Raw genomic sequence first — 18,930 nt, forward strand, 5'->3', positions numbered from 1 at the left:
CGCTCAATCCGCCGCTGGTTGCAATCGGCCTCGCGAACGGAACCTATAGCAATCCCTGCTGTGAAGCGATGACGCTCCATAATGGTGAGATGCGATTTTCCGGAACGAACCGCGCCGAGTATCGTGTCGAGGAAGACAAATGGGGTCCTTATCTTATCACGAAGCGATATTTGGCAGTGTCAGGGGGCAAGGTCTTTGCCGATGGGATGCGCGGAGGTTTGATGACTCGGCTCGATATCAACGGCACCTGCAAAGTCTTACACCTGACCAGGGGCAGCGGAACAATCCCGTTTTCTACCTGCCAGGTATCTAGTCTGCCCCCGCAGTCATCCAGCTAGGCTTCATTTCCGCCCCAATATCCTCCACCCGCCGGTGATCCACCGCCAGTCCCAACGCCGGATAGGCCGCCCGCTGCCGCGCCGGGTCGCTCTGGGCCAGCGGCACCACCACCAGGCGGCGGTTGACCTTGGCACGCCAGTTCATCCGCGCGGTGTTTTCCTGGCCGACGTAGCAGCCCTTGGTGAAGCTCACCCCGTTCAGCTCGGCGGCGTTGCATTCCAGCCAGAGCAGGTCGTGCAGTTCGGCCTGGCCTTCACAGACGCCGCGCGCAAGGCGGTGAGCAAGCCATTGATCGTCGGCGCTTTGATCGCCCATCCTTTCGAGCCAGCGCTGGCCCAGCGCAGCCAGACGCGGGTCGGGCGAGGGGCCGTCGCCGGCCCGCCAGTGCACGCTCAGCGCCGCGTCACGGGCGATGCCGATCTTGCGGCGGAGGCGGTACATCGACAGCCGCTTGACCAGCGCGTCGGCCTGCTCGGCCTCGCAATCGAGCAACAGATCGCTGCCGTCTGCCCAGACCAGGAAATCGAACAGCACCTTGCCTTGCGGGGTCAGCAGCGCGGCCCAGACCGGCAGCGACCCGGTGACATCGTTGGTCACCAGTCCTTGCAGGAACGCGGCGACATCTTCACCGGGCTCGAGCGGGGAGAGGCGGATTACGGCGCGGCTTGCCAGCTGTGTTGCAGTCATGGGTGACAGATAGGGTGGACCATGACTAAGGGGAAGCCATGGTCGATTCCATAACCATCCGCCGCCCCGATGACTGGCACGTCCACCTGCGCGACGGCGAAGTGCTGAAAGGCGTGTTGCCCTTTACCGCGCGGCAGTTCGCCCGGGCGATCGTCATGCCCAATCTTGCGCCGCCGATCAGCACGGTCGCGGCGGGGGCGGCCTATCGCGAGCGGATTTTGGCGGCATTGCCGGCGGGAATGGACTTCGCCCCGCTGATGGTCGCCTATCTGACCGATCATATCGATCCCGAGGAATTGGCCCGCGGCCACGAACAGGGCGTGTTCACCGCGGCCAAGCTCTATCCCGCCCACGCCACCACCGGATCGGCCCACGGGGTGACCGACGTGGCCAATATCCGCTCGGCGCTGGAGCGGATGGCGCAGATCGGCATGCCATTACTGGTCCACGGCGAGGTAACCGACCACGATGTCGATGTGTTCGACCGCGAGGCGGTGTTCATCGAGCGCGTGCTGGCGCCGCTGGTCCGCGACCTGCCCGAGCTGAAAGTGGTGTTCGAGCACATCACCACCGAAGAGGCCGCGCAGTTCGTGGCTGGGAGCGGGCCCAATGTGGCCGCGACGATCACCCCGCAGCACCTCCACATAAACCGCAACGCCATGCTGGTCGGGGGGATCCGTCCTCATGCCTATTGCCTGCCCGTCGCCAAGCGCGAGAAGCACCGGCTGGCGCTGCGCAAGGCGGCAACGTCTGGCTCGGCCAAGTTCTTCCTCGGCACCGATACCGCGCCGCACGCCAAGCACCTGAAGGAAGCCGCTTGCGGCTGCGCCGGGATCTTCAACGCGCCCTATGCGCTGGAAAGCTATCTGACAGTGTTCGAGGAAGAGGCCGCGCTGGACCACTTCGAAGGCTTTGCCAGCCTGCACGGCCCGGCGTTTTACGGCCTGCCGGTCAATGACGCCACGGTGACGCTGGAGCGCGCGGAAACCACCGTGCCCGAGGTGATCGACGCCAATGGCACGGCCATCGTGCCGTTCCATGCCGGTGAGACGCTAGGCTGGCGCTTTGCCGGATAAGCGCCGGCGCTGGGCCAGTAGGTCCCAGACAAACAGGGCGATCGCGGTCCAGATCACCACGAAGCAGGTCAGCTGCACCGGGCGCAGCGGCTCGTGGAACACGGTCAGGCCGATGACGAAGCTGATCGTCGGAGACATGAACTGGATCATTCCCAGCATCGAATAGTCCATTCGCTTGGCCGCGCCTGAAAACAGCAGCAGCGGCGTGCCGGTCAGGACACCGCCCAGCGCAACCAGCAAAGACAACTGCGGCGACTGCGCCATGCCCGACCCGCCAGGACCAGTCGCATACCATGCCGTGACGGCCATAGCCGGAAGGAGCAGCAACAGCGATTCGATCGTCAGTCCGGGCAACGGGCCGACCGGGGTCAGCTTGCGCACCAGGCCATAGGCGCTGAAGCTGACCGCCAGGGTCAGGCTGATGTAGAGCATGTCGAGCGCCCCAAAAGCGAGCAGCGACACACCCAGCGCGGCGAGGATCACTGCGGTCCATTGTCGGCGATTCAGCTTCTCGCCCAGGAACAGGGTGCCGAAGAAGACATTGACCAGCGGGTTGATGTAATAACCCAGGCTGGCGGCAAACAGATGATCGTGCTGTACCGCCAGCGTGAAGACGACCCAGTTCACGCCTATCAAACCGGCGCTGAATGCCAGGCGACGCAAAATTGCCCAGTCGGCCAGTGCGCCGCGCAGCTCGCTCCAGTTCCGCCGCACCGCGAAGACGGCCAGGCAGAATGGCAGCGTCCAGATGATCCGCCAGGCGACAAATTCCAGCGCCGGCACGGCGCGGACGAATAGCAGATAGAGCGGCAACAGTCCCCAGATCAGATAGGCACCGATCGCCATCGGGACGCCGCCAGGCTGCGTGCGGGGAAGGGGGGAATGCATGACGCCCTGCCGCTAGACGGCGCGCTAGGGCGGCGCAAGCCAAGCCTTCATTAACCTTACAACATCGTTGCGGGCCATTCAGATCGCTGCTGCTAGTCGCGCGCCAACACCGGTTCCGGGTCCGGCAGCGCCGCTCTGGCCTGCCATCCATGTGTCGAGGGGTGACCTCTGCATGGACGACCCAACCGAACCGCAGCCGCGGGTCGCACTCGGTGCGCTGCGGGAAACGCCCTCGGCTTTCGGGCCGGGGGCGTTTCTTTACGTGGCGCAAACTTCCCGGCATTAGGAAGGCATCATGCGACGTGCCTTGCTGCCTTGCCTGCTCCTGCTTTCGGCCTGCGATGCACAAAGCGGCGATGCTCCTGATACGGACGATCGCGATCCCGTTGCGGCGGCGGCGGTGAACGATCCGCTGATGTCCGACCCCGATCTGGCCGGACAGAACCAGGGCGGTGCCGCGCTGATCGGGGGCGGCCCGGCCAGTGCCGAGATCCCGCCCGACAAGTCATCCAAGGACGAGATCGACGCGGCCAAGGCCGCCGCCCTGCAGATTGCCGGCGGATCGCTGGCTGCTGCACCTTTGCCCGAGGCGAGCAGTGGGACTTCGCCGCTCGACACAGCGGTCACCGCGCCGGCGATTGCCACGGCGTTGAAGATCGGCAGCCCGGCCTGCGCCGCGCAGCTCGATTACACGGCGCTTTGGGCGGCAAAGCTCTCCGCTCCGTTCGAAGTCTATCCGCGCGGCCATGTCGGCCAGTCGGCCGGCAGCGACGCGAAGGGCTGCCGTCTGCGCGTGATCGGTTTCGTCACCCCGGTTGCGGTGGAGGACGTGATCGCCTTTTACGCCGCGCGCGGCAAGGCTGCGGGCTTTACCGCTATGCGCAGCAAGGCCGGCGACGACGATCTGTTGCAGGGCACCAGGGGCGCGGCAAGCTATGCCGTGGCGGCGCGGCTGCGCGATGACAGGATGAGTGAAGTCACGCTGGCAACCAGCGGAATTTGAACGCTTATTTCTCTTCGCGCAGGCCCACGCCGAACATTGCCCTGGGCTGTTCCATCTCGGTCGAGGCGACCGGATAGGCGCAATAATCGGCGGCGTAATAGGCGCTGGGGCGGTGGTTGCCCGACAAGCCGACGCCGCCGAACGGCGCGGCGGACGAGGCGCCATTGGTCGGGCGGTTCCAGTTGATCACCCCGGCGCGGATATTGGCCCAGAAGCGGTTGTATTCCGCCGGCGTCCCGCCAACCAGCGAAGCCGACAGGCCGAAGCGGGTGTTGTTGGCCTCGGCAATGGCCTCGTCGAAATCGTCGACCTTGATGACCTGCAGCAGCGGCCCGAACAGCTCGACATCGGGGCGGTCCTTGACCCCAGTGACGTCGATGATCGCCGGCGAGAGGAACGGCAGGTCGTCACGCGGGCGGGTCATGTGCTTGATCGCCTTGCCGCCATGGCTGAGCAGGTAGAGGAAGCTCTCGGTAAGGCCGTCTGCCGCCTGGTTGTCGATAACCGGCCCCATGAACGGCGCGGGTTCGTCAAACGGGGCGCCAACGATCATCCGGTCGGCCAGGCGCTTCACTTCGGCGATAACGGCATCGTACATCGACGCCTTAATGATCAGGCGCCGTCCGGCGGTGCAGCGCTGTCCGGCGCTGGTGAAGGCCGACTGGATGACAAGCGCCGCGGCATCGGTGGTCTTTGGAGTATCCCACAGCACGATCGGGTTGTTGCCGCCCATCTCCAGCGCCAGGATCTTGTCGGGCCGCGCTGCCAGCTTGCGATTGATCGCGATCCCGGCATTGGCCGATCCGGTGAACAGGACCCCGTCGATCCCTTCGTGCGCGACCAGCGCCTGGCCTTCCTCGGGTCCGCCGATGACCAGCTGCACCAGCGCCGCCGAAATGCCGGCACGGTGAAAGCACTGGACCAGCGCTTCACCCACCGCGGGGGTCTTTTCGCTGGGCTTGAAGACGATCGCATTGCCCGCGATCAGGGCCGGAACGATGTGGCCGTTGGGCAGGTGCGCGGGGAAATTGTACGGCCCCAGCACGGCCATGATCCCGTGCGGCTTGTGGCGCAGCGACGCCGTGCCTTGCATGGCGTTGTCCAGCTTGCGTTGAGAGGTCCGCTCGGCATAGGCGCGGATCGAAATTTCCACCTTGTTGACGACGCTTTCAACCTCGGTGCGGGCTTCCCACATCGGCTTGCCGGTTTCGCGTGCAATCAGGGTCGCGAGCTTTTCCGCGTCCTTGCGGACTTCGTTGGCAAAGCGGCGGACCATTTCCATGCGGGTCGACAGTGGCTGCGCGGCCCAGGCCGGCCAGGCGCGGCGCGCCCGCGCGACGACTTCGTCGACGTTGCTACGTCGCCCGCGCCACAGCTCTTCCCCAGTCGCCGGTTCGTAGGAAATGATTTGCGAAGTGCTCAATGAACTGCCCCGTCCCCGTTTCGGCGCCGGATGTGACCCGGCGTATTTACAGTGCCTTAACCGCCGTGGTCCGGATTTGGAAGCCTTGGCGGCGGGCCTAGCGCAGCACCGAGCCGCCGGATGTTCGCCACGGTCGCGTCAAGCCCGGTCCAGTCGTCGCGCCCGGCGATATCGGACCAGATCGCCTCGACGTGTTCGATCAGCAGCGACGGCGGGGCGTCTTCGTCCCAGATGCCGCCTGCCGCGCCTTCCGGCTCGTATGCCGCGGCCGCTTCGGCCAGCACGCCGTCCAGCGCGCGGCCGTGATGATGGCGGTGGAAGAACAGGTCCGGACTCTCGCCGCTTTCGGCCATGGCCCGTTCGGCGGCGGCGACCAGCGCGGCGTCGCTGTCGAAGCCGCGCGATCGCAGGCCCAGCCGCCAGACGAACTGACGGGCCAGCGCCTGCTGATACAGCGGCCCGAACCGTTCCAGCGCGGCGATCAGCGGTTCGGCTTCAACCAGCGTTCGCAGCGCCACGGCCAGTTGTCCGCAGTTCCAGTGCAGCGCCTCGGCCTGGCGGCCGAAGGCATAGAGTCCGTTCTGATCGAAATAGGCCGCGGTGAAGGCCGGGTCCCAACGCGGCAGCCAGCGCCACGGGCCATAGTCGAAACTCTCGCCCGATATGTTCATGTTGTCGGTGTTGAGCACGCCGTGGACGAACCCGGCGACTGCCCACTGCGCGGCCAGCCCGGCCAGCCGCTCGACCACCTGGTGCAGCAGGATCACCGCCGGTTCGTCCCGTACGGGCGCCTCGGCAGGCGGCGCATCGCCGGGAAACTGGGCCAGGCAATAGTCGATCAGCGCGGCCATGTGCTCACGCTCTTCCAGGTAGGCCAGCCGCTGGAACGTGCCGATGCGGATGTGGCCGTGGCTGAGCCGGACCATCACTGCGCCGCGCGCTGGCGACGGTTCATCCTGGCGGAACAGCTCCTCGCCGGTTTCGATTACCGAGAAGGTCTTGCTGGTGTTTACCCCCAGGGCTTCGAGCATTTCTGTGGCAAGAATTTCGCGCACGGCGCCTTTCAGCGTCAGTCGCCCGTCGGCGCTGCGGCTCCACGGGGTCTGGCCGGACCCCTTGGTGCCCAGATCAAGCAGGCGGCCGGCCCCGTCGCGCAGCTGCGCGAACAGAAAACCGCGCCCGTCGCCCAGGTCGGGGTTGTAAACCCGGAACTGATGCCCGTGATAGCGCAGCGCCAGGGGCTGGGGCAGATTGCCGGGCAAAGGCTCGAATCGTGCAAAGTGGCGGACCCAGTCGGCATCGCTCAACCCCTCCAGTCCAACCGCGCCCTGCCAGCGGGAATTGCGGAAGCGCAGCGTGGTCTGCGGGAAGCCCGCCGGCACGACCGGGTCGGCCAGCCATGGCGCCATGGACAGGATCGGGACATCGGCCCGATAGGCGGCAGCTTGCGGTTCGGCGCGCATCGGGCAATAGTGGAGACGAACACATGGTCGCACAAGCCGCAGCCCACAGGACTTTTCCCCAACCGATGACCGCCTTTGCCGATCGCTTCTGGACAAGCCGCGACGGGCTGAAACTGCACTTCCGCGACTATGCCGGGCGCAGTGACCGCCCGCCGGTGCTGTGCCTGCCCGGCCTGACCCGCAATGCGCGTGATTTCTCGGATCTCGCTGCGCGGCTGGCGGGCGACTGGCGCGTCCTCTGCGTCGATCTGCGCGGGCGCGGGGAAAGCGCCTATGCGCGCGATGCCGCCAGCTACAACCCGATGCAATATGCCGATGATCTGGCCGCTCTGTTTGAGCAGGAAGGGCTTGAGCGGGCAGTTTTTGTCGGCACCTCGCTGGGCGGGCTGATCACCATGATCACCGCAATGATGGCGCCGCAGCGTATGGCCGGGGTGCTGCTCAACGACGTCGGGCCGGAGATTGACCCCGCCGGGCTTGAACGGATCCGCACCTATGTCGGGCAGGGGCGCAGCTTCGCCACCTGGATGCACGCGGCGCGCGCCCTGGAAGAGGCGCAGGGCGACGTTTTCCCGGACTATGACCTGCCCAAGTGGCTGGCCATGGCCAAGCGTTGCATGGCGGTAGGCGGCAATGGCCGGATCCACTTCGATTATGACATGAAGATCGCCGAGCCGATCGTCGATGCCCCGCTCGATCAGCCTGCCGTCGACATGTGGCCGGCGATTGCCGCACTGAAGGACGTGCCGACCTTGCTGCTTCGCGGGGAGCGGTCGGATGTGCTGGCACCGTCGGTGCATCAGCGCATGGCCGGCCTGCTCGATCGCGGCGAAGCCGTGACCGTGCCTGGGGTCGGCCATGCCCCGATGCTGGAAGAACCCGAGGCCATGGCGGCGATCGACCGCCTGCTCGCGCGGGTGCAATGACTGAAAAGTCCCAACGGTTGCGCCTGCTCCACCTTCACTCCAGCTTTGCGGCGGGGGGCAAGGAACTGCGCGCTGCCAAGCTGATGAACGCCTTCGACCCGCGCATCGATCACACCGTGATCTCTGCCGTGCCAGGCGAGATCGGCGCCGCAGCTGCGGTCGATCGCGGCATTGCCGTGTCCTATCCCGACGATTTTCCGGCGCTTTCGGGGCGTCCCTTCCCCCGTCGCTTGCTGGGGGTGGCCAGGGCCATGCTGGGGCACGACCTGGTGCTGACGTACAACTGGGGGGCAATGGACGCGGTCATGGCGCACACCCTGTTCGCCGAGGCGCTGAGCCTGCCGCCGCTGATCCATCACGAAGACGGGTTCAACCAGGACGAGGCGCACAAGCTGAAGGCCTCGCGCAACGTGTATCGCCGGCTTGCCCTGGCGCGCGCCCAGGGGCTGGTTGTGCCATCGCAGCGGCTTGAGGAAATTGCCCGGACCGAATGGCATCAGCCGCGCCGCATGGTCCACCGCGTTGCCAATGGCATTCCGGTTTCTGCCTATGGCGGCAAGCCGCGCCCCGATGCCTTGCCGCGCCTGATCAAGCGCGATGGCGAAGCCTGGCTGGGCACGCTGGCCGGGCTGCGCGCTATCAAGAACCTGCCGCGACTGGTCCGCGCCTTTGCCGGCCTGCCAACGCACTGGCAGCTGGTCATCCTGGGCGAAGGGCCCGAACGCGACGCGATCCGGGCGGAGGCGGACCGGCTGGGCGTGGCAGACAGAGTCCACTTGCCCGGATTCGTCGGCGATCCGGCCAAGGCGCTGGGGCTGTTCGACCTGTTCGCGCTGTCGTCCGACAGCGAGCAATTTCCGATCTCGGTGGTCGAAGCCATGGCGTCGCGGCTGGCCGTGGTCAGTCCCCGCGTTGGCGATGTCGCCGCGATGGTTGCCGCCGAAAACGCGCCCTTCATTACCCCAGCGGGGGATGAGACTGCGCTGGCCGATGCGCTGAGCCGGCTGGCCGCGGATCCGGCCGCGCGACAGGCCATCGGCAAGGCCAACCGCGCCCGGGCCGAAGCCGAATATGACGAAGCCGCCATGGTTGCGGCCTATCGCCGGATCTATGGCGGAGCGCTGGGCCGCGCGACTTTCCCCTGATTGCAGCCGTTCACCCTGGCTTCACCGGGGAATACGCAGAGATCAGGCGTTGAAAAGGCGCGCTCATCCGCTAAACAGCCCGGCAACGCATTAACCAGCCAGTGAAGGCACGAAAAACTTGGCCCTGCCTCCCGACAGTCCGAAGAAGTCCCCGCTCGATGACCGCCTCGCCGCCCAGCAGGACGGTTTCCTGCGCGAAGTCGACGAAGCGCTGCGCGAAGACCAGATGGTCGGCGCGTTCAAGCGCTATGGCCGCACCGTCGGTACCGCGATTGCGGTGGGTTTGCTTGGCCTTGCCGGTTATCTCTATTGGGATCACAGCCAGAAGCAGGCCGCGGCAGAACGTAGCGAACGGATGATCCTGGCCCTCGAAAAGGCCCAGGCCGGGCCATCGTCGGCGCAGGCTGCGCTGGGTGATTTCGATGCCCTGGCCAAGGACGGAAGCACCGGCAGCAAGGCCGCGGCAGCGCTGACTGCCGCCGCAATCCGCCAACAGCAGGGCAAAACCGATGAAGCGGCCAAGGCCTATGCTGCGATTGCCGCCGATAACAGCGCGCCGCAGCCCTATCGCGATCTGGCCACGCTGCGCGACGTGGCCATGCGCTTTGACGCGATGCCGCCGCAGCAGGTGGTCGACCGGCTCAAGGCGCTGGCCGTTCCTGGCAATGCCTGGTTCGGCAGCGCCGGCGAACTGTCGGGTCTCGCCTATCTGAAGCTGAACAAGCCCGACCAGGCCGGCCCGCTGTTCGCGGCGATCGCCAAGGACAAGACCGTCCCGCAATCGCTGCGCGCCCGCGCCAGCCTGCTGGCCGGTCAGCTGGGCTTCGAAGCGCCTGAAGCACCCACTCCGGCGGCGGCAAGTGCCGCGCCCCAAGCCAATTAGGACGGTGTTCGCGCCGACCACGCAAACCAAGGATTTCTGCCCGATGCCCGCTTCGCCCATGCCCCTGAAGATCGCCGCCCCGCTTGCCCTAGCCCTGGTCCTGGGCCTGTCCGGCTGCGGCGTGTTTGGCGGCAAGGGCAAGCCTTCGACGCCGACCGTGGGCAACCGCGTGGCGATCCTCAGCCGGGTCGAATCCGGGGCCAAGGTCGATCCCGCCCTAGCCGACGTCGCGGTTATCGTGCCGCCTGCCGCGGCCAACGCTGACTGGCCCCAGGCTGGCGGCAATGCCGGGAAGAGCTATGGCAACCTGGCGCTGGCCGCAGCACCCGCGCGGTCGTGGACCGGGGCGATTGCCGGATCGGGCAAGAAGCAGCGCCTGGCGGCATCGCCGGTGGTCGGCGGCGGGCAGCTGTTCGCGATGGGCACCGACGGCCTGGTCAGCGCCTTCGACGCGGCAACCGGGGGCAAGCGCTGGAGCCAGAGCTTCTCGGTCAAGGGGGATGCTTCGAACAGCGTCTATGGCGGCGGCGTCAGCTTTGCCGACGACAAGGTCTATGTCACCACCGGGGTCGGCGAAGTCGCCGCGCTCGATGCCAAGGACGGCAAGCAGCTTTGGAAGGTCAAGCCGGCCGGCCCGCTGCGCGGATCGCCGACCATCGCTTTCGGGTCGGTCTATGTCATGACCATCGACAACCAGATCCTCTCGCTCAATGCCGCCGACGGGACCCAGCAGTGGAACGAGGTTGCCGCCACCGGGCAGACCGGGGTGTTCGGCGTTGCCGCCCCGGCCGCCGGCCAGGGCACGGTCATCGCCGGCTATTCGACCGGCGAGCTGGTCGCCTACCGCTATGAAAACGGCCGTCAGCTGTGGGCCGATGCGCTGGCGCGGACCTCGCTGTCGACCTCGGTCGGGGTGCTGACCGACATCGACGCCGATCCGATCATCGACCGCGGCCGCGTCTTCGCGCTGGGCCAGGGCGGGCGCATGGCGGCCTATGAGCTCGTATCCGGGCAGCGCATCTGGGAACTCAACCTGGCGGGGATTTCGACCCCGGCGATCGCCGGCGACTGGATTTTCACGCTGACCGACGATGCCAAGCTGCTGTGCATCGCGCGCAGCAATGGCAAGGTCCGCTGGGTCACCCAGCTGACTCGCTTCCATAACCCGGAAAAGAAGTCGGGCCCGGTCTATTGGACCGGTCCGGTGCTTGCCGGGGACCGGCTGTGGTTCGCCAATTCTGATGGCGAAGTGCAATCGGCGTCGGTGGCCGATGGGGTGGCCACGCCGTTCACAAAGCTGGGTGCACCGATCACCCTCTCGCCGATCGTGGCGGGCAGCACACTCTATGTGCTGGATGATGGCGGCAAGATCACCGCGTTTCGGTGATGTTACCCGCGCCTTAACCCTTTTCAGTTAGGGCGGGCGCGATGAACGCGCGTGCTTCCATCGGCCCGAACCGGCCGTCCAGCGACGTTTCGGCGGCCGTGGGGCTGTCCGGGATCGCCGGGTTGACGCTGTGGATCGTGGTCTGTCACTTCTGGCCGCAGATTGGCGCGGTGCTTGACCTGCCCGGGCCGCGCGAGCGCCTAACCGGGCCCTATGCCGCGCTTGCCGGGCTGCTGTTCGCGGCGCTGCCGATGGTGCTGTGGTCGCTAATCGTCGACAAGGTCCACCGCCGTGCCTCGACCGGGATCGACTGGAGTAAGCCGCGCGGGCCGGCCGACGTGGCCGAAGTGTCGGTCACCAAGCTGGCCGGTCTGTGGGCGACCTGGGCAATCATCGCCGCGCTGTTCTGCCTGGGGAGGTGGTACTGGCAGGGCCAGTACCTGATCGCGATGCAGGTGCTGGGCAGCCTGGCGGTGCCGCTGTTCCTGCTGTCGATCCCTTATGTCCTGTGGCTCGACCGCGTGCTGGTCCAGCCGCGCGATGCCTGCTGGCATTTCGGCGCGCTGCTGATCGGGCGCGAACCGCACGACGCCGAGCAGGTTCGCATTCATTTGCGTGCCTGGGCGGTGAAGGGCTTCTTCACCGCCTTCATGATCTCGATCGTCCCCGGTGGGTTCGCCAACCTGGTCGCGCCCGACTGGTCGGCGATGCTGGCCACCCCGGTCGGGCTGGCCGGCCTGCTGATCACGCTGATGTTCGTGCTCGACGAGCAGATCGGCACGGTCGGCTATGTCCTGACGATGAAGCCACTCGACGCGCAGATCCGTTCGGCCAATCCGTACCTCGCCGGGTGGCTGGCGGCGCTGCTGTGCTATCCGCCGTTCCAGATGATGGGCCAGGACCGGCCGATCTGGTACCTGGCCGGGACCGACGGCGACAACAACTGGATGCGCGTGCTGAGCGGGCATGACGTGCTGATGTGGGTTTGGGCTGCGTTGCTGGTGTTCCTGACCGGGATCTATGCCTGGGCTACGGTTGCCTTCGGTATCCGCTTTTCCAACCTGACCTATCGGGGCGTTCTGACCAACGGCCCTTATGCCTTCAGCCGCCACCCGGCCTACCTGTCGAAGAACCTGTTCTGGTGGTGCGCATCGATGCCGTTCTTCGTTACCAACGATTCACTGACTGATATGGTGCGCAACACGTTCTTTCTCGGCTGCGTCAGCGCGATCTATTTCTGGCGGGCGAAGACCGAGGAACGGCACCTGCTGGCCGAAGACCCCAAGTACGCCGCCTATTGGCAGTGGATGGAGCAGCACGGGCTGGTAACCGCGGCCTTCGCGCGGCTGGGCCGGGCTCTCAAGGCGCGGCGGCCGCAGGTGCAGGCGCAGCCGGCGGAGTAGCCGTCAGAGCGTTTCGGCAGCGCCCAGTTCGTAAGCGGCGATGACCCGATCGGTCATGCCCAGAGCGGCGCGCTCTTCCTGCCAGCGCGCCATGTGCGGCGCCGTGAAATGCGCGGCAAGGTGCGCGCGGCTGGCCCACATTTCGCTGACCCGGATCAGGCCGGGATCGAGCATGTCTTCGGCGTAGCTATAGGCCAGGCACCCGTCTTCGGCGCGGGTCGCTTCGACCACGCGGGCCATGGCCGCACGGGCTTCGTCGATCCGCTCCGGCGGTAACCGGAATTGGCCGATCACCGCCACCGGCATCAGAAGCTCATCTCATAGACGCGCGAAATATCGCCGCCCCATTCGCCGTGGAACTTGTCGAGCAGCTTTTGCGCCGGAACCTTGCCGGTGCGGACGATCTCGTCGAGCGGATTGAGGAACCCGGCCTCGGTATCACCCATCGAATTCAGCCGGTTGCGGGCGTTCAAGCCGGCGCGGCTGATCGCCAGCACCTCAGCCGCGATGTCCCGCAGAGTGCCGCCGCCCGGTATCGGTGCATCGAGTCCCAGCTTCGGCACGGCCGCACGAAGCACCTCGCGCCCGTCCATGTCCCAGTCCTTGACCAGGTCCCACGCCGCATCGAGCGCAGTCTGGTCATAGAGCAGGCCGACCCAGAATGCGGGTAGGGCGCAGATCTTGTTCCACGGCCCGCCATCGGCGCCGCGCATTTCGAGGAAGGACTTGAGCCGCACCTCGGGGAAGGCGGTCGACAGGTGATCGACCCAGTCGCTTTGCGTGGGCAATTCGCCGGGCAGGATCGCCAGCTTGCCCTTGAGGAAATCGCGGAACGACAGCCCGGCAGCATCGAGGTACTTGCCGTCGCGGAAGACGAAATACATCGGCACGTCGAGCATGTATTCGACATAGCGGTCGTAGCCGAAGCCGTCCTCGAACACGAAACCCAGCATCCCGGTGCGGTGCGGATCGGTGTCGGTCCAGATATGGCTTCGGTACGAAAGGAAGCCGTTTGGCTTGCCCTCGGTAAAGGGCGAATTGGCGAACAGTGCGGTGGCCAGTGGCTGCAGCGCCAGGCTGGTGCGGAACTTCTGCACCATGTCGGCCTCGCTCGAATAGTCGAGGTTGACCTGGATCGTGCAGGTCCGCAGCATCATGTCGAGGCCCAGATTGCCGACCCTTGGCATGTGCCGCAGCATGATTGCATAACGGCCCTTGGGCATGATCGGCAATTCGTCGCGACGCTTGTCGGGCCACATCCCCAGGCCGAGGAATCCCTTGCCGGTCTTGCTGCCGATCGCCTTGACCTGGTCGAGATGGCGGCCGGTTTCGGCGCAGGTCTGGTGCAGCGTCTCCAGCGGCGCGCCCGACAGCTCCAGCTGTCCGGCCGGCTCCAGGCTGACCGCACCGTCGCTGCCCGACAGCGCGATGATGTTGCCGCCCTCGATGACCGGTTCCCAGCCATAATCCTGCAGCGCGACGAGCAGGTCGCGGATTCCGCCCTTTTCGTCATAGCTGGGGGCGTGATGATCGGTGGCGCAATAGACCAGCTTCTCGTGCTCGGTGCCGATCCGCCAGCGTTCGCGCGGCTTTTCGCCCTTGATCATCGGGGCAACCAGCTGGTCGCGGCTCTCGATCACCGGATCGTTGCGATCTGAAACCTGTCTTGTGCTCATGGCGGGGAGTTAGTGCCTTGTTTGATGCGGCGCTAGCCCAATTATGTTACAGTCCGCCAATCGCCGCAGGTCCCCATCCATAGCGCCGTGGCGGCGATCACCGCGGTCTCGCCGCGCAGCACGCGCGGGCCCAGCGTGATCGCGTGGGCGGCGGGTAAAGCGCGCACCGCGGCGCGCTCGGCCTCGTCGAAGCCGCCTTCGGGACCGGTCAGCACGGCAGCCGGGCCGGGGGCGGCGGCGAATGTCGCAGCAGCCGGTTCGCCGCCGTTTTCGTCGGCGAAGAACAGCGTGCGGGTGTTGGGCCAGTCCCTAAGCAGCGCATCGAGTTTGACCGGCGCATGAAGCACCGGCAGCGCGGTGCGAGCGCATTGCTCGGCCGCTTCGACCAGGATCACCCGGGCGCGTTCCAGATTGAGCTTGTCGGCCACGCAGCGCCGGGTCAGCACCGGCTGGATCGCCGCCACACCCAGTTCGCAGGCCTTTTCCAGCACCAGATCGAAGCGGTCCTTCTTGAGCAGCGCGGCGCACAGCGTGAAGTCGGGCACCGCCTCGCGCGGACGGAGCAGCGCCTCGGCTGTCAGAACGACGGTACGCTTGCCTGCTTCGGCGACGCGCGCCGCCCATTCGCCGGTCTGGTCATCGCACAGGATCACCGCATCGCCCGCGGCCACGCGCATCACCCGCGACAGGTAGTGCGCCTGCGGTCCGTCCAGGGCAACGATGGCGCCCACGCTCAGCGGTCCGTCGACAAACAGGCGCGGGGCAGATTTCGGCGGCCAGGCAGGCGTGGCGGGCATGGCAAGGCTCTAGCGCATTTCACCCGATTGGCTACAGCGCGAATATGACCGCCGACGTCGTTCCCGATAGTCAGCACCGCGGCCTGGTCGCCGCGCTGCCGCAGCCCTTGCGCGACTATGCGCAGCTGGCGCGGTTCGACCGGCCGATCGGCTGGTGGCTGCTCTACTGGCCCTGCGCCTGGGGGTTGCTACTGGCCGGGGGGCAGGCACGCTGGGACCTGCTTCTATGGCTGCTGCTCGGCGCGATCGCGATGCGCGGGGCGGGGTGCGTCTACAACGACATTGTTGACGCCGATCTTGACCGGCAGGTGGCGCGCACCGCGCTGCGTCCGGTGGCCAGCGGGCGGGTCACTAAGCGGGCGGCGTGGCTCTGGCTGATAGCTCTGTGCCTGGTCGGGCTGACCGTGCTGCTGCAACTGCGCTGGCAAGCGCAGGCGGTGGCGCTGGGCAGCCTGGCGCTGGTCGCGGCCTATCCCTTCATGAAGCGGATCACCGGCTTTCCGCAGGCCTGGCTTGGTCTGGTCTTCACCTGGGGGGTGCCGGTGGGGTGGATCGCCCTGCGCCAAGACGCGCTGCCGGTGATGCTGGCGCTCTACGCCGGGGCCTGGGCTTGGTGCGTCGGTTATGACACGATTTATGCCTGCCAGGACCGCGAGGATGACGCCGCGATCGGCATTGGGTCTTCGGCGCTGACCCTGGGCGGTCATGTCAAAGCCGGGGTATCGCTGTTCTATTTGCTTGCCGCAGCGATGTGGACGCTTGCATTCTGGCTGCTGCGACCCGATTGGGTGGCCTTGCTTGCTCTCGCACCCGCAGCATTGCACCTTGGCTGGCAAGCCCTGACGCTGGAACCCGACGATGCCGACAATGCCCTTGCCCGATTCCGCTCCAACCGCACCGCCGGATTGCTCGTCGCGCTCGCCTGCTGGGTCGTGGGCAATGCGTAGCGCGGCGCTGCTCGGCTTGCTGGCGCTTGCCGGGTGCGGTCAGCCCAAGCCCGATTCAGCCGAGCCGCGGCCGGCGCCCAGCCAGGAGGCGACAGCGACGGCTCCGTCAGCACCGGCCGTGAAGCCCAGCCCGACGCCGACACCGACGCCGACCCCCAAGGTCGTCGCGGCGCCCAAGCCTGCCCCAAGCCCCACGGCAACGCCCGCTGCCAAGCCCAAGCCGGAAAAGCGTCTGCAGGCGATCGGTACCGAACCGTTCTGGTCGGTCGACGTCATGCCCAAGGGGCGGCTGAAATATGTCACGCCGGACATGGTCAACGGGGTGATGGTTTCGGCGATCGAGCGGCGCAAGGGGGAACGGATCACTTTCACCGCGCGGTTCAATGGCAAGCCGTTCACGCTCGATCTGGTTCCGGCAAAGTGCAGCGACGGGATGTCGGACGTGGTCTATCCCTGGACCGTGACCTTCGTCCACAGCGGCCGCACCGATCACGGCTGCGCCCGGATGCGCTGATGTGCAACCTCTACCGCATGACCAAGGGCACCCAGGAAGTCGCCCGGCTGTTCGCGGTAGAGCCTGACCTGGCCGCGAACTATGCCGCCGAGGTCTATCCCGGCTATCCCGGGCTGGTGGTGGCAGAGGGCCGCGCCCGGGCGATGACCTGGGGCTTTCCGCAGGTGCTGAAAGGCAAGCAGGGCCAGCCCTTGAAGCCCAAGCCGGTCACCAACGCGCGCGAGGACAAGCTGACCACGCCGTTCTGGCGCGACAGCCTGGTGCACCGCCGCTGCCTGGTCCCGGTCAGCCAGTGGGCCGAGGCCGAGGGCGCGAAAGGCCGGATGACCCGCACCTGGTACGGCCTGCCGGATGAGGAGGTTCTGGCCGTTGCCGGGCTGTGGCGGCCCAGCGCCGAATGGGGCCACGTCTACACCATGGTCATGGTCGACGGGCACCCGCAGATGGCCGATGTGCACGACCGGATGCCGCTGATCCTCAGCCACGCGGCCCAGCGCTATTGGCTCGACGGCTCGCCCGAAGACGCGCTGGCGCTGTGCGCGACCTGGGACGGGGACCTCACCGTCGAGCGGACGGAGCAGCGCTGGGCCGGAGGCGGGGCGCCCAGCGCCGGCCCGCTGCTCTAGGCCGTTGCGCCGAACAGCGCTGCGTGGCGTTCCTCGATCTTGGGCCACAGCGCCGCAGCCTCGGGCGTGTCGAGTCCGAAGACATCGCGAAGCGTCACGGTCAGGTCGGCGGCGGAAGCCAGTTCGCGGGTGACGGTGCCGCCCGGCGCGGTTTCGGTCAGGACCTTGCCGCGCAGCATCGCGTGGCCCTCGGGGCGGCGCAGCTGCACCGCGAGGTTCTGGACAAAGATCGATTCGGAATCGGTCGCCTGCCAGGCGCACAAATCCTGCAGGCGCTGCTCATCAGCCGGCGCATCGCGGAAGCCGAACGACAGTGGCATCGGCCCATTGACGATTGCCATCCGCCAATAGCCGTCGTCGGTCTGCTCGATCGCCCCGTCCATCGGCGCCGCCTGCCAGCGCCCTTCGGAGAGCGGGAGCGGCTCGAGCTGGGTTGCGCCGAAACCGACATCGGCCAACCACGGCTGTCCGTCGATCACGACCTTGAGCGCGAGATGCGATCCGACGAAGGCCTCTCCGGTGACTTCGCGCATGACCCCGCCGGCCAGCCGCGTCACCGCAAATCCCAGCGTCGCCAGCGCCCGGCCGAACAGGCCGTTCTGTTCATAGCACCAGCCGCCCCGCCGTCCCGCTACCAGCTTGTCGAACACGGCATTGGGCTGCATCGACGGGATTTCGCCGAGCTGGACCGTCAGGTTCTCGAACGGAATGGTCAGCACGTGCGCGCGGTGCAGCGCCCGCAAGGTGGCGAGATCGGGGCCAATCGGGCCGGCATGGCCAATCCGCTGCAGATAGGCGTCGAGCGCCTGCGCTGAAAGTTTCTCAGTCATAGCTCACCATCTCGAATTCGATCCCGTCCCAGTCGAAGAAATAGAACCGTCGTCCGGGCTCATAATCCATGTGGTTGAATGGGACCAGTCCCGCTTCTTCGACGATCCTTTCGGCGGCGTCGAGATCGTCGACGACCAATCCGACGTGGTTGAGCGGTGCGCCCTTGGCGAAGCGCTCTCCGACCGGCGCGCCGGTGGTGTAGACCGCCAGGTAATCGCGCTCATTGCCGACGTGGATGGTCCACCCGCCCAGCTGCGACGGCCCGCGCCAGCGCTCGTGCCAGCCGCACAGCTTTTGAAGCAGGGCAGAGGAACGATCGGGATCGCTGACGGTGATATTGGCGTGTTCAAGAAATCCGGTTGGCATGGTGTTCGTCCTGTTTTCGACTCGTTCTGTCGCAGCGGCGAATCGCCGCGCTTGCTGCTTGTGCAACCTCAAGCTAACTTGAGATCAAGCAAAAAAGGGGGCGGCGATGGACAAGAACGACCTTTTGCCGATCGGCGAACTGGCCAGGCGCACCGGGCTCGCGGTCTCGGCCATCCGCTTCTATGAAGACAAGGGCCTGATCGCCGCCTATCGCACCATGGGCAACCAGCGCCGCTTCCTGCGCAGCGATATCCGCCGGCTGAGCTTCATACTGATCGCGCAGAAACTGGGGCTGGGTCTCGCCGAGATCGAGACCGAACTGTCCAAGCTGCCGATGGGCCGCACCCCATCGCTCAGCGACTGGCAGAAGATCAGCCGCTCGATGCGCACCGCCATCGACGAAAAGATCGCGCTGCTCTCGCTGACCCGGCGCAAGCTCGACGAATGCATCGGCTGCGGCTGCCTCAGCTTGCAACGCTGCCAGCTCTACAACCGCGACGATAGGGCGGGAACGCGCGGGGCCGGGCCGCGGTTCGTGCTGGATTGACTG

20 protein-coding genes are annotated in these 18,930 nt (G+C 66.5%); 11 read left to right on the plus strand and 9 right to left on the minus strand.

The window, feature by feature from the left end; all coding sequences use genetic code 11:
* Positions 1–309: 309 nt before the first annotated feature.
* Positions 310–1,026, minus strand: coding sequence for a CAF17-like 4Fe-4S cluster assembly/insertion protein YgfZ (gene ygfZ / locus ACFFF7_RS13995; protein WP_379481972.1), 717 nt, complete (start codon positions 1,024–1,026; stop codon positions 310–312).
* A gap of 38 nt (positions 1,027–1,064) precedes the next feature.
* On the opposite strand from ygfZ, the gene pyrC reads away from it, so the two are divergent.
* A complete protein-coding gene (gene pyrC, locus ACFFF7_RS14000) occupies positions 1,065–2,102 on the plus strand; it encodes a dihydroorotase (RefSeq protein ID WP_379481973.1) in 1,038 nt (345 codons plus the stop codon).
* Here pyrC and rarD read toward each other — a convergent pair.
* Positions 2,079–2,990: an EamA family transporter RarD gene (gene rarD / locus ACFFF7_RS14005; protein ID WP_379481974.1), complete on the minus strand. Its 912-nt coding sequence runs from the start codon at positions 2,988–2,990 to the stop codon at positions 2,079–2,081. The genes pyrC and rarD overlap by 24 nt on opposite strands.
* Positions 2,991–3,285: 295 nt before the next feature.
* Between rarD and ACFFF7_RS14010 the strand changes: the two genes are divergently transcribed.
* Positions 3,286–3,993: a hypothetical protein gene (locus ACFFF7_RS14010; RefSeq protein ID WP_379481975.1), complete on the plus strand. Its 708-nt coding sequence runs from the start codon at positions 3,286–3,288 to the stop codon at positions 3,991–3,993.
* Between the two features lie 4 nt (positions 3,994–3,997).
* Here ACFFF7_RS14010 and astD read toward each other — a convergent pair whose 3' ends face one another.
* Positions 3,998–5,416 (minus strand): succinylglutamate-semialdehyde dehydrogenase, encoded by a 1,419-nt coding sequence (gene astD / locus ACFFF7_RS14015; RefSeq protein WP_379481976.1) that lies wholly within the window; start codon positions 5,414–5,416, stop codon positions 3,998–4,000.
* Between the two features lie 56 nt (positions 5,417–5,472).
* The gene (locus ACFFF7_RS14020; RefSeq protein WP_379481977.1) at positions 5,473–6,879 is read right to left on the minus strand and encodes a protein adenylyltransferase SelO family protein; all 1,407 of its coding nucleotides are present in this window, start codon (positions 6,877–6,879) and stop codon (positions 5,473–5,475) included.
* Positions 6,880–6,944: 65 nt separating this feature from the next.
* Here ACFFF7_RS14020 and ACFFF7_RS14025 point away from each other — a divergent pair, with 65 nt between their 5' ends.
* The 5 genes from ACFFF7_RS14025 (at position 6,945) to ACFFF7_RS14045 (ending at position 12,623) form a co-directional block, all read left to right on the plus strand.
* Entirely contained in the window at positions 6,945–7,805 is an 861-nt protein-coding gene (locus tag ACFFF7_RS14025) for an alpha/beta fold hydrolase (protein WP_379481978.1), read from the plus strand.
* Entirely contained in the window at positions 7,802–8,950 is a 1,149-nt protein-coding gene (locus tag ACFFF7_RS14030) for a glycosyltransferase family 4 protein (RefSeq protein WP_379481979.1), read from the plus strand. The genes ACFFF7_RS14025 and ACFFF7_RS14030 overlap by 4 nt, the downstream gene beginning before the upstream one ends.
* A gap of 118 nt (positions 8,951–9,068) precedes the next feature.
* Positions 9,069–9,833: a tetratricopeptide repeat protein gene (locus tag ACFFF7_RS14035; protein ID WP_379481980.1), complete on the plus strand. Its 765-nt coding sequence runs from the start codon at positions 9,069–9,071 to the stop codon at positions 9,831–9,833.
* A gap of 43 nt (positions 9,834–9,876) precedes the next feature.
* A complete protein-coding gene (locus tag ACFFF7_RS14040; RefSeq protein WP_379481981.1) occupies positions 9,877–11,220 on the plus strand; it encodes an outer membrane protein assembly factor BamB family protein in 1,344 nt (447 codons plus the stop codon).
* Positions 11,221–11,261: 41 nt separating this feature from the next.
* The gene (locus ACFFF7_RS14045; RefSeq protein WP_379481982.1) at positions 11,262–12,623 is read left to right on the plus strand and encodes a methyltransferase family protein; all 1,362 of its coding nucleotides are present in this window, start codon (positions 11,262–11,264) and stop codon (positions 12,621–12,623) included.
* A 3-nt stretch (positions 12,624–12,626) separates the two neighbouring features.
* Here ACFFF7_RS14045 and ACFFF7_RS14050 read toward each other — a convergent pair whose 3' ends face one another.
* The 3 genes from ACFFF7_RS14050 to ACFFF7_RS14060 are packed head-to-tail and all read right to left on the minus strand — an operon-like array spanning position 12,627 to position 15,096.
* On the minus strand, positions 12,627–12,929 hold the full coding sequence (locus ACFFF7_RS14050; protein WP_379481983.1) for a putative quinol monooxygenase: 303 nt from the start codon (positions 12,927–12,929) through the stop codon (positions 12,627–12,629).
* A complete protein-coding gene (locus ACFFF7_RS14055; RefSeq protein ID WP_379481984.1) occupies positions 12,929–14,299 on the minus strand; it encodes a glutamate--cysteine ligase in 1,371 nt (456 codons plus the stop codon). Before ACFFF7_RS14055 ends, ACFFF7_RS14050 begins: the two co-directional genes overlap by 1 nt.
* Positions 14,300–14,340: 41 nt before the next feature.
* Complete coding sequence (locus ACFFF7_RS14060) at positions 14,341–15,096, minus strand: 16S rRNA (uracil(1498)-N(3))-methyltransferase (RefSeq protein WP_379481985.1); 756 nt, start codon at positions 15,094–15,096, stop codon at positions 14,341–14,343.
* A 44-nt stretch (positions 15,097–15,140) separates the two neighbouring features.
* Here ACFFF7_RS14060 and ubiA point away from each other — a divergent pair, with 44 nt between their 5' ends.
* The 3 genes from ubiA to ACFFF7_RS14075 are packed head-to-tail and all read left to right on the plus strand — an operon-like array spanning position 15,141 to position 17,183.
* Positions 15,141–16,043: a 4-hydroxybenzoate octaprenyltransferase gene (gene ubiA / locus ACFFF7_RS14065; protein WP_379481986.1), complete on the plus strand. Its 903-nt coding sequence runs from the start codon at positions 15,141–15,143 to the stop codon at positions 16,041–16,043.
* Positions 16,036–16,557: a COG3650 family protein gene (locus ACFFF7_RS14070; RefSeq protein ID WP_379481987.1), complete on the plus strand. Its 522-nt coding sequence runs from the start codon at positions 16,036–16,038 to the stop codon at positions 16,555–16,557. The genes ubiA and ACFFF7_RS14070 overlap by 8 nt, the downstream gene beginning before the upstream one ends.
* Positions 16,557–17,183 carry an SOS response-associated peptidase gene (locus ACFFF7_RS14075; RefSeq protein WP_379481988.1) on the plus strand — a complete coding sequence of 209 codons (627 nt, stop codon included), beginning with the start codon at positions 16,557–16,559 and terminating at the stop codon, positions 17,181–17,183. Before ACFFF7_RS14070 ends, ACFFF7_RS14075 begins: the two co-directional genes overlap by 1 nt.
* Here ACFFF7_RS14075 and ACFFF7_RS14080 read toward each other — a convergent pair.
* Positions 17,180–18,013 (minus strand): arylamine N-acetyltransferase family protein, encoded by an 834-nt coding sequence (locus tag ACFFF7_RS14080; protein WP_379481989.1) that lies wholly within the window; start codon positions 18,011–18,013, stop codon positions 17,180–17,182. The genes ACFFF7_RS14075 and ACFFF7_RS14080 overlap by 4 nt on opposite strands.
* Positions 18,006–18,380, minus strand: a complete 375-nt coding sequence (locus ACFFF7_RS14085) for a VOC family protein (protein WP_379481990.1) — start codon at positions 18,378–18,380, stop codon at positions 18,006–18,008. The genes ACFFF7_RS14080 and ACFFF7_RS14085 overlap by 8 nt, the downstream gene beginning before the upstream one ends.
* Before the next feature lie 106 nt (positions 18,381–18,486).
* Here ACFFF7_RS14085 and soxR point away from each other — a divergent pair, with 106 nt between their 5' ends.
* Positions 18,487–18,927, plus strand: coding sequence for a redox-sensitive transcriptional activator SoxR (gene soxR, locus ACFFF7_RS14090; protein ID WP_379481991.1), 441 nt, complete (start codon positions 18,487–18,489; stop codon positions 18,925–18,927).
* Positions 18,928–18,930 lie beyond the last annotated feature (3 nt).

The sequence above is a fragment of the Novosphingobium aquiterrae genome (genome assembly GCF_042434435.1).
GTDB classification, from domain to species: Bacteria; Pseudomonadota; Alphaproteobacteria; order Sphingomonadales; family Sphingomonadaceae; genus Novosphingobium; species Novosphingobium aquiterrae.

Coding starts and splice junctions, on each gene's coding strand:
- ygfZ (WP_379481972.1), bottom strand. CDS start 1,026: ATGACTGCAACACAGCTGGCAAGCCGCGCCGTAATCCGCCTCTCCCCG.
- pyrC (WP_379481973.1), top strand. CDS start 1,065: ATGGTCGATTCCATAACCATCCGCCGCCCCGATGACTGGCACGTCCAC.
- rarD (WP_379481974.1), bottom strand. CDS start 2,990: ATGCATTCCCCCCTTCCCCGCACGCAGCCTGGCGGCGTCCCGATGGCG.
- ACFFF7_RS14010 (WP_379481975.1), top strand. CDS start 3,286: ATGCGACGTGCCTTGCTGCCTTGCCTGCTCCTGCTTTCGGCCTGCGAT.
- ACFFF7_RS14020 (WP_379481977.1), bottom strand. CDS start 6,879: ATGCGCGCCGAACCGCAAGCTGCCGCCTATCGGGCCGATGTCCCGATC.
- ACFFF7_RS14025 (WP_379481978.1), top strand. CDS start 6,945: ATGACCGCCTTTGCCGATCGCTTCTGGACAAGCCGCGACGGGCTGAAA.
- ACFFF7_RS14030 (WP_379481979.1), top strand. CDS start 7,802: ATGACTGAAAAGTCCCAACGGTTGCGCCTGCTCCACCTTCACTCCAGC.
- ACFFF7_RS14040 (WP_379481981.1), top strand. CDS start 9,877: ATGCCCGCTTCGCCCATGCCCCTGAAGATCGCCGCCCCGCTTGCCCTA.
- ACFFF7_RS14045 (WP_379481982.1), top strand. CDS start 11,262: ATGAACGCGCGTGCTTCCATCGGCCCGAACCGGCCGTCCAGCGACGTT.
- ACFFF7_RS14050 (WP_379481983.1), bottom strand. CDS start 12,929: ATGCCGGTGGCGGTGATCGGCCAATTCCGGTTACCGCCGGAGCGGATC.
- ACFFF7_RS14055 (WP_379481984.1), bottom strand. CDS start 14,299: ATGAGCACAAGACAGGTTTCAGATCGCAACGATCCGGTGATCGAGAGC.
- ACFFF7_RS14060 (WP_379481985.1), bottom strand. CDS start 15,096: ATGCCCGCCACGCCTGCCTGGCCGCCGAAATCTGCCCCGCGCCTGTTT.
- ubiA (WP_379481986.1), top strand. CDS start 15,141: ATGACCGCCGACGTCGTTCCCGATAGTCAGCACCGCGGCCTGGTCGCC.
- ACFFF7_RS14070 (WP_379481987.1), top strand. CDS start 16,036: ATGCGTAGCGCGGCGCTGCTCGGCTTGCTGGCGCTTGCCGGGTGCGGT.
- ACFFF7_RS14075 (WP_379481988.1), top strand. CDS start 16,557: ATGTGCAACCTCTACCGCATGACCAAGGGCACCCAGGAAGTCGCCCGG.
- ACFFF7_RS14080 (WP_379481989.1), bottom strand. CDS start 18,013: ATGACTGAGAAACTTTCAGCGCAGGCGCTCGACGCCTATCTGCAGCGG.
- ACFFF7_RS14085 (WP_379481990.1), bottom strand. CDS start 18,380: ATGCCAACCGGATTTCTTGAACACGCCAATATCACCGTCAGCGATCCC.
- soxR (WP_379481991.1), top strand. CDS start 18,487: ATGGACAAGAACGACCTTTTGCCGATCGGCGAACTGGCCAGGCGCACC.